The organism is Erysipelatoclostridium sp. MSK.23.31, assembly GCF_019125875.1.
In the GTDB taxonomy this organism is placed as follows: domain Bacteria; phylum Bacillota_I; class Bacilli_A; order Erysipelotrichales; family Coprobacillaceae; genus Thomasclavelia; species Thomasclavelia ramosa.
This window is the reverse complement of record NZ_JAHOCB010000072.1, coordinates 1-10,929: the sequence shown is the minus strand read 5'-3', so window position 1 is coordinate 10,929 and position 10,929 is coordinate 1. Positions and strand designations below refer to the sequence as shown.

The following is a 10,929-nucleotide window of genomic DNA, read 5'->3' as shown; positions in this document are numbered from 1 at the left end:
AGAAAAGAGATAGCTTTCGCTATCTCTTAAGCCCCTCCACTATTGACACGGAGCCGAAACAGAAGGATTTACAGCAACGATTCATGGCAAAGGTACTTATGTAAAAGGGGCGAATCAAGAGTTGTTGTTGGAGGAGCGGCGCAAAGAAGTCGAAACTGAACTGGAAAGTACCATTGATAAAGGAAGACGTTACGGGATGAACGACGATGAGATAAAAGCTTTATTTAATTTGATTATGGAGGAATAAGATATGTTAGAACTAATTAATGTGCAAAAAGATTATGGACGTTTTAAGCTTAATTGTTCTTTAGAAGTTAAGGCTGGTTGTGTTACTGGGCTGATCGGACAAAATGGTGCTGGTAAAAGTACTACTTTTAAAGCTGTTTTGGGTCTGATTTCAGTAGATAGTGGGACTGTTAAATTATTTAGCAAAGATATTAAAAGATTAAGTATAGAAGATAAACAAAATATTGGGGTCGTGTTATCGGATTCGGGATTTAGTGAATATCTGAGGATTGAAGATATCATCCCTATTATGGAATCACTGTATCGTCATTTTGATAAACAGATGTTTATTGAAAGAGTTCGTCATTTTGAATTACCATTAAACAAACAAATCAAAGAATTTTCAACGGGAATGAAAGTAAAATTAAAAGTTTTGATTGCTTTATCACACCAAAGTAAGTTATTGATTTTAGATGAGCCAACAGCAGGCTTAGATGTTATTGTGCGAGATGAATTGCTGGATATGCTTCGTGATTATATGGAACAAAATGAAGATTGTGCAATCATTATTAGTTCTCATATTTCCAGTGATTTAGAAGGACTATGTGATGATTTATATATGATTGATCAGGGTAAAATTGTTATGCATGAAGAAACAGATGTATTATTAAGTGACTATGCGATTTTGAAAGTTGATGAGGAACAGTTTTATGAATTAGATAAACAATATTTGCTTTGTCAAAAGAGAGAAAGTTTTGGATACCGCTGTTTAACTAATCAGAAACAATTTTATTTAGAAAATTATCCTGACGTGGTTATTGAAAAAAGTAGTATTGATGAGGTAATGACATTAATGATTAGGGGTGAAAAATAATGAAAGGCCTATATATTAAAGATTTTAAATTAATGATGAATCAAAAGATGTTTTTTATCGTAATTGCAGCAATGGCAATATTTTTTGCGGTTACCCAGACAAATATATTTTTTGTAATTAGTTATGCTACTTTTATTGCCGCAATGTTCGTTATAAGCAGTATTAGTTATGATGAATTTAATAATGGCAATGCGTTTCTCTTTACTTTACCAGTGACAAGAACTGGATATGTCAAAGAAAAATATTTATTTGCAGCTACTTTGGCGACCGGGGCATGGCTGGCAGCTACAATTTTATCGATAGTGGTTGTTTTTATTCAAGGAACTGAGGTTATTATTTTGGAGTGGTTTTTAACTGCGGCAATGATCTTGTTAGTGGCATTAATGATGGTCTTAATAATAATTCCAGTTCAACTTAAATTTGGTCAAAGTAAAGGAAATGTAGCAATGCTGTTAGTTATGGGTGGTGCTTTTGCAATTGGCTATTTAGTTGTGTCAGTTCTTTCAAATTTTGGAATTGATGTATTTGCGATGATTGATGCATTAAGCACGATTGGATTAAGCGGGTTGTTGATGATTTTACTCTTAATGGTTGCTGGTGCGGGGATAATATCGTATTTGATTAGTTGTAAAATTATGACAGAAAAAGAGTTTTGATGATAATGAGCAATGAAAAAAATATTAAAGATATTAGTGATTGTTATCTTTGTTACTAGTTTACTAGGATGTCAAGATAAGTATCATGAAACATATACTTTGCGGTATTATTATATTGAAGGTTGTGCTAATTGTGAATTTTTTACAAAAAAAGGGATTCCTCTAATCGAAAAAGAATTTGGAAAACATATGAAGATCGTTAAATATAATATGGATGATGCAACTTCGTTTGATAAAGTTAAAAAAGCTTATGATCATGATCTTGAACAGCTTCAGGATTTTGATTATGATCAATATGGTGTTGGGCCGTTTTTAGTCCTCGAGAATCATTATGTTCAATTAGGAGTTTATGATATTGAAAAATTTTTAAATAATTTAATTAGAGCAGTTAGTGGTGAGAAATTGATGGCACCAGAAAAAATCGAAAAATACTATTATTTTAAAGATAATTAAAAAAGTATCTATTCTTAATGAGTAGATGCTTTTTGCATTAGTATACATTTAGATAATTTTGGGTTATAATAACGAGTGAGGTGTAATATGAAAAAAATATTTAAAATCATGATAACCTTGGTACTCACTGTAAGTTTATTTGGTTGTCAAAAAAAGGAAAAGAATGTTTATACAGAAACATATACATTACAGTACTTTTATTTAGAAGGGTGTCCTAATTGTGAGAACTTCACAAAAAATGGTTTACCTTTAATAAAAGAAGAGTTTGGTGATCATATGAAAATTATTGAATATGATATGGATGATACAGAGACTCTTACAGAAGTAAAGGCTGCCTATGATGAAGTAATCAATAGCATTATTGATTTTAATCAAGATGATTATGGATTTGGTCCTTTTTTAGTTCTTGAGGGATATTATGCTCAATTAGGAGTTAGTGATGTTGATGATTATTTAGAAAATCTAATAGCAGCAATAAAAGGTGAAGAATTAAATGAACCTGGAGAGATTGATACGTATTATTATTTAAGAGATGGAAAGGTAAAGGAGGAATAAATATGGCCACACCACATAATCAAGCGACCAAAGGAGAAATAGCAAAAACAGTATTGATGCCGGGAGATCCTTTAAGAGCAAAATTTTTAGCAGAAACTTATTTAGAGAATGTAAAACAGTTTAATACAGTTCGTAATATGTTCGGATATACGGGAACTTATAAAGGAAAAGAAGTATCAATCATGGGTTCGGGAATGGGGATGCCATCGATTGGAATTTATAGTTATGAATTATTTAGTCAGTATGATGTAGAAAATATTATAAGGATCGGTTCATGTGGTTCTTTTAAAGAAAATGTGCATTTAAGAGATATTATTATTGTTCAAGGGTGCTGTACGGATTCTAATTTTGCTCATCAATATGAATTACCGGGTACTTATAGTGCTATTTCTAGTTATGCTTTATTAGAGCGGGCAGTTAATAAAGCTAAAGAAAAAGACGTTGTTTACCATGTTGGTAATGTTTTAGCATCAGATATTTTTTATCATGCTGATCAAGGTTCAGTTGAAAAATGGGCATCAATGGGTTGTCTTGGAGTAGAAATGGAATCATATGCTTTATTTGCTACTGCAGCCTATTTAAATAAGCGTGCTTTAACATTGTTAACAGTATCTGATTCATTGGTGTCAAATGAAGAAACGTCCCCTGAGGAAAGAGAAAAGACATTTACAGCGATGATGGAAATTGCTTTGGAGATTGCTTAATGAAGCAAAAGTTTGCGTTTTTTGATTATGATGATACTTTGATTCATGGTGATTCAGGAAGAGCACTATTAAAATATTATTTAAAAAAACATCCTTTAGCAGTATTTAGACTGCTAAAGGTAGCAGTTGCTTTTCCTTTATCGATAATTGGGTTAGTAAAATTTCAAACGGCTAAAAGTGCCTGGTTGTTTCCAATGGATAATTTAAGTGATGAAGAGCTTAATGATTTTTATCAAACATGTCTTATTCCTAAATATTATCCTAATGTAGTTGCAGAATTAAAAGATAAAAAAAATGACGGTTATCTTGTTTATATCTGTTCAGCATCGATTGAAGGTTACTTAAGATTTTGTGATCTGCCGGTAGATGGGATATTAGGAACGAAAACAGAGGTAATCGGAGGCAAATATACAAGTCGAATGATTGGTAATAATTGTAAAAACGAAGAAAAGGTAACACGGTTAACTGCGGTTATAGCGAAATTAGGGGTTGAGATAGACTATGAAAATTCATATGCTTATTCTGATTCAATGCACGATATTCCAATGTTAAAAATGGTTAAAAATAGAATTAGAATAAATAAAAAAAATGGAGAAATGACTCCATTCATAATTGAAGAGTAGATTACTACTCTTTTATTTTGTATCTAAATCAGTAAATAGTAGCATAATATTAATAATACCGGCAATACCAACTAAAATATATATTAACATTGATAAAAAGCTATCAACACCAAATAGAGAATCAACTAGGTTGAAATTGAATAAACCGATTAAGCCCCAGTTTATCGCTCCGATAATTGTTAATACTAATGAAATTTTTTGTAATATATTCATTATCTTCATCCTCCTTATTAAAGTGTATCCATTAGAAATATCTTTATACATAATATTTATTTTTAAACATATTTATTATTGGGGGTGTAAATTTGAAAAAAATATATATTGGTATTGCCGCGGCAGTTGTGATAGTAATCGCAGCGTTAACTTTCTTTAAAATGAAAGATAGTTCTTTAGATAAGGTGATTGAAAAGGTTAAGGCTTATGATAAATATGCACTTACTTGTAATATGGAAATGGTTGAAAATGATGAACTTAAAAGTTATCTAGTCAATGTTAGTTATTTAAAAGAAAAAAAGAATGAATATTATAAAGTAGAATTATATGATAAATCATTGAATCAATCACAAATCATTGTTAAGAACCCTGATGGTGTTTTTGTTTTAACACCAACTTTAAATCAAATCTTTAAATTTCAAAGTGAGTGGCCGAATAATTCCCCAAAACCATACATCTATCAATCTCTAATTGAATTATTAGAAAAAGGCGAAGTGGAAAAAATAAAAACAGGTTATCAAGTTAAATGTGAAGTGACTTATCCAAATGATTCACGGGTGGTAGCTCAAGAAATTATTTTTGATAAATCATTAGCGCCAAAGCAAGTAACCGTTTTAGATAAAGATGAAGCTGAAATAATTACCGCTGATTTTACTGATTTTAAGACAGATGTTAAATTGGGAAAAGATAATTTTAATGAGAAGAAGGTTTTAGAAAAGAGTACTAATGAGTATTCTAATGTTTCTAGTGAGTTACCATTATATCCAGTTGCCTTAATGGGAAGCACTTTAGATAGTGAAAAAGTTTCAACGATTGATGGGACAACTAACCATATTTTAAAATTCACTGGAGATAAGAATTTTACAGTAATTGAAACACCGGTAACTGCTAGTGAAGAAGTTGCAGTTGAAACGGTAAGTGGTGAAGTAATTGATCTTGTTGATGGTGTGGCATTTTATAATGATGGTCAATTAATGATGATGAAATCAGGTGTTTTATGCAAATTGTATTCTCAAGATTTAAATAAAGATGAAATGGTCAATGTAATCAGTAGTATGCAGACATCGAGTTTAAAATAGAGGCAAAATGCCTCTAATACATAATTATGAAAATATTTGAATTATCAATTAGATTGGATTATACTTAGACAAGATGGAGGTGTCATATGAGTTTACATCGTGATACATATGCAGAAATTAATTTAAAATATTTAAAAGAAAATATTGAAACAACATATAAAAAATTTAAACGTCCGTTAATGGCGGTAATTAAAGCGGATGCTTATGGTCATGGATATCGAGAAGTGGCCACATATATTAAAGATATTGAATATCTTGAGATGTTTGCAGTAGCAACCTTACCGGAAGCAATTGAGTTACGTGAATTAGGTATTACTAAAGGAATTTTAATTTTAGGAGCTGTTCCAACTTCTAAGGAAGAAATTGATTTAGCAATTAAATATGATATTTCTTTAACAATGATCTCCTTGGATTACATGCATCATCTAGAAACATTGATAGATCAACAGCCGTTGAAAATCCATATTAAATTAGATACGGGAATGCATCGTATTGGCTTAACTAGCAAAGCACAGTTGGATGAGATGTTAAATACTATTGATTACAATAAGTTTATCTTAGAAGGAATTTTTACGCATTATGCAACAGCTGATGGTGAACAGGCAGCTTTTGACCAGCAAAGAGAACTTTTTTATGATTTAGTAGCTGATCATAAATTTAAATATATTCATTGTTGTAATAGTGCGGCAATGGCTTATCATCATGATGATCGTTCTAATTTAGGGAGAATTGGAATTATTATGTATGGGATCGATCCAGCTGGTAATGAAACAAAGGAATTTAAACAGGTAATGTCTTTATATTCTAAAGTTGCTCTGATTAAAAAAATTAAAGCTGGTGACCGAGTTGGTTACGGCTTGACTTATACTGCTGATGAAGATGAATATTTAGCAACGATCCCAATTGGCTATGCTGATGGATTGATTCGTAAAAATCAGGGGCGGAACGTTTATATTAATGGTAAATATTTTGAAATTGTTGGTCGTGTTTGCATGGATCAAATAATGGTTCGGGTAGATGAAACGATTAAAGAAGGGGATAAGGTAGAGATTTTTGGAGCGCATATAAGTTTAGCGAGCATGGCAAGAGAACTTGAAACGATTCCTTATGAAATAATTTGTTTGATTACTAAACGAGTTGACCGTTTATATATAAAATAAAAAAACAGTACAATGATGTAAAATCTAAATGTTAGCGAGAGACTGACTATAATAGATACATCATTATGCTGTTTTTTATTTGTACAATTGACTTAATCGGTAATATGATAAAGCACCAGTCTTAGCTGTTTTGACTTTTCCTTTTTCATATACTAATGTTTGTGGTACCGTACCATCAGTGATATCGAGTTTTTCTTCTAGCCAAGTAGTATAATCACTGTCACCAGAAACGTCTACATAGTATAGAGATTTACTACGATTTTTTTCTACAAATGTGGTCATGGTTTGTTGATATGATAATGTTGTATTATCACTATTATTTCCGATAACTACGACAAAACTATCCTTATCTTTAACTTTTTCTACTAATGCACTTTGAGTAATCGTTGTGTATTCAACATGGGTTATTTTCCGATATACAAATAATCCAATGAACACTACTAATACGATTCCAAAGATGCTAATTTCTTTCCACAATTTCTTTACTTTTTCCATGATTAGCCTCCATAATATACCTTTATATAATAACAAATATTTCAGCTAAAAACAATATATAATAAAGGGATATGATGTGACATATCCCATAGTTAAACTTATTTATGTTTTAAAGCATAATTCCAAGTGTCGCGACACATCTCGTCAATTCCTTTGGTAGCTACCCAATCAAGCTCTTCCTTGGCGCGAGCAGGATTAGCATAACAAGTAGCGATATCCCCAGGACGACGATCTTTAATAACGTATTTAACTTTTACATTATTGACTCTTTCGAAAGCTTTAACTAAATCAAGAACACTATATCCTGTACCCGTACCAAGATTACAAATATGGACTCCAGGATTAGCATAATGTTCAATTGCTTTTACATGCCCTTTAGCTAAGTCAACAACATGAATATAATCACGAACGCCAGTTCCGTCATGTGTATCATAATCATCACCAAATACACCTAAGCATTCTAATTCACCAGTTGCAACTTTCATGATATATGGCATTAAATTGTTAGGAATCCCTTTAGGATCTTCACCAATCAATCCAGATTCATGGGCTCCGATTGGATTAAAGTAACGTAACAATGTTACTGACATTTCTGGGCATGCATGTTGAACGTCAGTTAAAATTCTTTCCATCATTGCTTTGCTAGTACCGTATGGGTTAGTTGTTTCACCTAACTTACAATCTTCAGTAATTGGAACGGTTTCTGGGTCACCATAAACTGTAGCACTAGATGAAAAAACAATTTGATTAACATGATATTTTTTCATCATTTTACTAACGATCAAAGTTGTTGTTAAGTTATTAGTATAATATTCAATTGGTTTTTCAACAGATTCTCCGACAGCTTTAAATGCTGCACAATGAATTACGGCATCAAGTTTATTTTCCTTAAAGACAGCTTCAGTTTTTTCCTCATCTAAAATATTAAATTCATAAAATTTTACTTCTTTACCAGTGATTTGTTTAATATACCCCAATACTTCAGGTCTTGAATTAGAGAAGTCATCAATCACAGTAACTTCATAACCAGCATTTAATAATTCTACACAAATGTGGCTCCCGATATATCCGGTTCCACCGCAAACAAGTACGTTCATCACTATACCTCCTAATATGTTTTAATAATACCATTTTTAACTTTTTAATAAAAGGGATTAGATAAAATAATCGAGCATATCATTGAAGATATGCTCGACATTTTATTTATTGAGAACTGCTTTAACTATGTTATCGCTAGCAAATTCATAATCTAAAAATTCCATTTCAAAGACACCTTGACCTTGTGTGATTGAACGTAGATCAACGGCATAATTCATCACTTCACTCATTGGTGCTTCTGCAACGATTTTGATTAGACCGTCATTTAAAACATCACTGCCAATTACCCGAGCACGTTTAGTATTAAAGTTACTCATGATGTCACCAGTGTATTGTTCATCAACGACCACCTTCATTTTCATATATGGCTCTAATAAGGCGGGACTTGCTTTTGGGATAGCTTCTTTAAAGCACATTGCAGTTGCAGTTTTAAAGGCCATTTCCGATGAATCAACGTTATGATAGGCACCATCAATCAGAGTAGCTTTAATGCCTAAAACAGGGTAACCGGCTAAAACACCACTTTTAACGCTTTCTATTAATCCCTTCTCAACTGCAGGAAAATAAGATTTAGGAACTGCACCGCCAAATACTTTTTCTTCAAAAAGATATGATTGACTGTAATCGTAGGTAGGCTCGAAAGTAATTTCGACTTCGCCGAATTGGCCATGACCACCTGATTGTTTTTTGAATCTGGTTCTTTGGGTAATGCTCTTTTTAATTGTTTCTCGATATGGAATCTTGATATTTTCTAAAGTCGCTTCGACTTTAAATTTGCTTTTTAATTTATTTAACATCATATCTAAATGAATGTCTCCAATTCCATAGATGCATTGTTGTTTTGTTTCAGGATTACTTTCGAATTTTAAAGTAGGGTCTTCTTCTAAGAGTTTATTAATTGCATTTGCAATTTTTTCCTCATTACTTTTACCTAAGGGAACGATTGCTTTACCGTAATATGGAGTTGAAAATTCAATCTCTGGAACAATAATTTGATAACCAGCAATGCACAATGTATCATTAGTTTTTGAATAACTAAGTTTTGTAACTGCGCCAATATCACCAGCATGAAGACAATCGACCTCGATTAAATCTTTCCCCCTAGGTTGATATAGTTTAGCGATTCGTTCGATTTCTTTTTCTTTTACATTATATAATGAACTACCGCTATAAAGGGTTCCGGTAACGACCTTAAACAATGTAGTTCGGCCGATGAAAGGATCTGCAATTGTTTTAAAGATAAAAATACTTGCAGGAAGACTTTCGTCATAACCGATGATTTCTTCTTCATCAGTGTCGATATTTTTTACGATTAATGAATTTGTCATGTCACCAGCAGCGCTAAAGAATGCAACGATTGAATTTAAAATAATTTGAATACCAATTTGATCAGTTCCGCATAAAACGGGAATAAGAGTGCGCTCCATTACCCCTTTACGAAGTGCCCAGGAAATTTCTTCTTTCGTAAATGGTTCTTCATTAATATACTTTTCTAATAGTTCATCACTGGTATTAGCAACGGCTTCGTCAATCATTTCTTTAATTGGCCGAACTTGTTCCATCAATTCAATAGGAATATCAGTTGCCTTGGTTTGCTCTCCATCAAAAATTCGTCCCTCCATTTTAGCTACATTAACATAACCGACCATTTTATTATTATCCATGATTGGTACTTGGATGGGAGCAATGGCTTTGCCATACGTATCCTTTAATTGTTGCAGTTTAGTTGCATAGTCACTGCTAGGGTTATCTAATCCGTTAATATAGATGATTTTGGCTTTATCTTTAGCTCTAAACATCGCTTGTTTTGTACCGGCACTGATTCCCGCTGAAGAAGGAACGACGATCAAAGCTGATTCACAAACACTTAGAGCTGCTTCGCATTCACCAACAAAGTCAAAAATTCCTGGAACATCAACTAAATTGATTTTACAGTTATTCCATTCAACAGGAATAACAGCTAAATTGACAGATGACTGACGTTTTATTTCTTCTTCACTATAGTCGCTTAAAGTATTGCCTTCGCTAATACTTCCGGTTCGATTAATGATGCCGCTGCGATATGCCATTGCTTCAACGATGCTTGTTTTACCGCATCCAGAGTGCCCCAAGACAGCAACATTTCCGATTTCGTTCGCATGATAAGTTCTCATAAAATACCACCTTTCTATAAATGAACTTCTTTCTTTTATTTTATCATAATGACAGAAAAAATTATTGTAATATAATAATAAAAAAGAGCGCTTACATATGTTGGTTTGTAAATTTCTTTTAGTGTTATAATGAATTGTTTATTTTGTTTAGAGCTTTCAATGCATACACGTGCGCAGTTTTTCCTAAAACTTTTAATTAAAGACTTATTTTTGGCAAGATATTCAATTAAAAGGAGTATTGATTATTGAAAAATAGCTAAGCAAGTAAATGATTAGATTACTTTTTCATTTTTAACATATTTAGTATTATCATGCTGAGTATTTTTATTAATCTGTTCAGTCTAGGATTTTATCAAAAAACAGTTAAGTCAAATATAGTTATAAATTTTTATTTTACCTATCTCTAAAATTTATGGAGTGATTAGATTTCAAGTTGTTTCCAATATGAATAGTTATATGAGGATATTTTATCTATTTAATAAATGCTCATTATAAAATGAGTTTTAACAGAAAAAATTAAAAAAATTGCAAAAAAGTGTTGACCTTTTGTTTGATAATTGTTATATTTATATGGCAGTCAACGAGACACTGGAGGTTTAGCTCAGTTGGGAGAGCATCTGCCTTACAAGCAGAGGGTCAGC

13 protein-coding genes are annotated in these 10,929 nt (G+C 32.0%); 9 read left to right on the top strand and 4 right to left on the bottom strand.

The annotated features are described in order from the left end of the window. Window positions 1-121 precede the first annotated feature (121 nt). From KSU54_RS19230 to KSU54_RS17780, 7 genes are all read left to right on the top strand, one after another. Window positions 122-247 (top strand): hypothetical protein, encoded by a 126-nt coding sequence (locus KSU54_RS19230; protein ID WP_264292020.1) that lies wholly within the window; start codon window positions 122-124, stop codon window positions 245-247. 3 nt (window positions 248-250) lie between these two features. After that, window positions 251-1,099: an ATP-binding cassette domain-containing protein gene (locus KSU54_RS17805; RefSeq protein WP_003537340.1), complete on the top strand. Its 849-nt coding sequence runs from the start codon at window positions 251-253 to the stop codon at window positions 1,097-1,099. Continuing rightward, on the top strand, window positions 1,099-1,755 hold the full coding sequence (locus KSU54_RS17800; RefSeq protein WP_003537341.1) for an ABC-2 transporter permease: 657 nt from the start codon (window positions 1,099-1,101) through the stop codon (window positions 1,753-1,755). The genes KSU54_RS17805 and KSU54_RS17800 overlap by 1 nt, the downstream gene beginning before the upstream one ends. Before the next feature lie 12 nt (window positions 1,756-1,767). Further along, window positions 1,768-2,208 carry a hypothetical protein gene (locus KSU54_RS17795; RefSeq protein WP_022007392.1) on the top strand — a complete coding sequence of 147 codons (441 nt, stop codon included), beginning with the start codon at window positions 1,768-1,770 and terminating at the stop codon, window positions 2,206-2,208. An 87-nt stretch (window positions 2,209-2,295) separates the two neighbouring features. Next, window positions 2,296-2,763: a hypothetical protein gene (locus KSU54_RS17790; protein WP_003537344.1), complete on the top strand. Its 468-nt coding sequence runs from the start codon at window positions 2,296-2,298 to the stop codon at window positions 2,761-2,763. Window positions 2,764-2,765: 2 nt separating this feature from the next. After that, window positions 2,766-3,467, top strand: a complete 702-nt coding sequence (gene deoD, locus KSU54_RS17785; protein WP_003537346.1) for a purine-nucleoside phosphorylase — start codon at window positions 2,766-2,768, stop codon at window positions 3,465-3,467. Beyond that, window positions 3,467-4,090, top strand: a complete 624-nt coding sequence (locus tag KSU54_RS17780; protein ID WP_003537348.1) for an HAD family hydrolase — start codon at window positions 3,467-3,469, stop codon at window positions 4,088-4,090. Before deoD ends, KSU54_RS17780 begins: the two co-directional genes overlap by 1 nt. Window positions 4,091-4,102: 12 nt before the next feature. On the opposite strand, the gene KSU54_RS17775 is transcribed toward KSU54_RS17780, so the two are convergent. Continuing rightward, complete coding sequence (locus KSU54_RS17775) at window positions 4,103-4,303, bottom strand: DUF378 domain-containing protein (RefSeq protein WP_008791142.1); 201 nt, start codon at window positions 4,301-4,303, stop codon at window positions 4,103-4,105. A gap of 92 nt (window positions 4,304-4,395) precedes the next feature. Between KSU54_RS17775 and KSU54_RS17770 the strand changes: the two genes are divergently transcribed. Both KSU54_RS17770 and alr read left to right on the top strand, forming a co-directional pair. Then, on the top strand, window positions 4,396-5,382 hold the full coding sequence (locus KSU54_RS17770) for a LolA family protein (RefSeq protein ID WP_003537353.1): 987 nt from the start codon (window positions 4,396-4,398) through the stop codon (window positions 5,380-5,382). An 86-nt stretch (window positions 5,383-5,468) separates the two neighbouring features. Then, window positions 5,469-6,542 carry an alanine racemase gene (gene alr, locus KSU54_RS17765; RefSeq protein ID WP_003537355.1) on the top strand — a complete coding sequence of 358 codons (1,074 nt, stop codon included), beginning with the start codon at window positions 5,469-5,471 and terminating at the stop codon, window positions 6,540-6,542. Window positions 6,543-6,617: 75 nt separating this feature from the next. On the opposite strand, the gene KSU54_RS17760 is transcribed toward alr, so the two are convergent. The 3 genes from KSU54_RS17760 to KSU54_RS17750 all read right to left on the bottom strand — a co-directional run bounded on the left by KSU54_RS17760 (window position 6,618) and on the right by KSU54_RS17750 (window position 10,288). Further along, window positions 6,618-7,037 carry a hypothetical protein gene (locus tag KSU54_RS17760; protein WP_003537356.1) on the bottom strand — a complete coding sequence of 140 codons (420 nt, stop codon included), beginning with the start codon at window positions 7,035-7,037 and terminating at the stop codon, window positions 6,618-6,620. Window positions 7,038-7,135: 98 nt separating this feature from the next. Next, window positions 7,136-8,134 (bottom strand): UDP-glucose 4-epimerase GalE, encoded by a 999-nt coding sequence (gene galE, locus KSU54_RS17755; RefSeq protein ID WP_003537357.1) that lies wholly within the window; start codon window positions 8,132-8,134, stop codon window positions 7,136-7,138. A 102-nt stretch (window positions 8,135-8,236) separates the two neighbouring features. After that, on the bottom strand, window positions 8,237-10,288 hold the full coding sequence (locus tag KSU54_RS17750; protein WP_117792706.1) for an elongation factor G: 2,052 nt from the start codon (window positions 10,286-10,288) through the stop codon (window positions 8,237-8,239). Between the last annotated feature and the right edge of the window lie 641 nt (window positions 10,289-10,929).

Coding starts and splice junctions, on each gene's coding strand:
- KSU54_RS17790 (WP_003537344.1), top strand. CDS start 2,296: ATGAAAAAAATATTTAAAATCATGATAACCTTGGTACTCACTGTAAGT.
- KSU54_RS17800 (WP_003537341.1), top strand. CDS start 1,099: ATGAAAGGCCTATATATTAAAGATTTTAAATTAATGATGAATCAAAAG.
- alr (WP_003537355.1), top strand. CDS start 5,469: ATGAGTTTACATCGTGATACATATGCAGAAATTAATTTAAAATATTTA.
- KSU54_RS17780 (WP_003537348.1), top strand. CDS start 3,467: ATGAAGCAAAAGTTTGCGTTTTTTGATTATGATGATACTTTGATTCAT.
- KSU54_RS17750 (WP_117792706.1), bottom strand. CDS start 10,288: ATGAGAACTTATCATGCGAACGAAATCGGAAATGTTGCTGTCTTGGGG.
- KSU54_RS17805 (WP_003537340.1), top strand. CDS start 251: ATGTTAGAACTAATTAATGTGCAAAAAGATTATGGACGTTTTAAGCTT.
- KSU54_RS17795 (WP_022007392.1), top strand. CDS start 1,768: ATGAAAAAAATATTAAAGATATTAGTGATTGTTATCTTTGTTACTAGT.
- KSU54_RS17760 (WP_003537356.1), bottom strand. CDS start 7,037: ATGGAAAAAGTAAAGAAATTGTGGAAAGAAATTAGCATCTTTGGAATC.
- deoD (WP_003537346.1), top strand. CDS start 2,766: ATGGCCACACCACATAATCAAGCGACCAAAGGAGAAATAGCAAAAACA.
- KSU54_RS17775 (WP_008791142.1), bottom strand. CDS start 4,303: ATGAATATATTACAAAAAATTTCATTAGTATTAACAATTATCGGAGCG.
- galE (WP_003537357.1), bottom strand. CDS start 8,134: ATGAACGTACTTGTTTGCGGTGGAACCGGATATATCGGGAGCCACATT.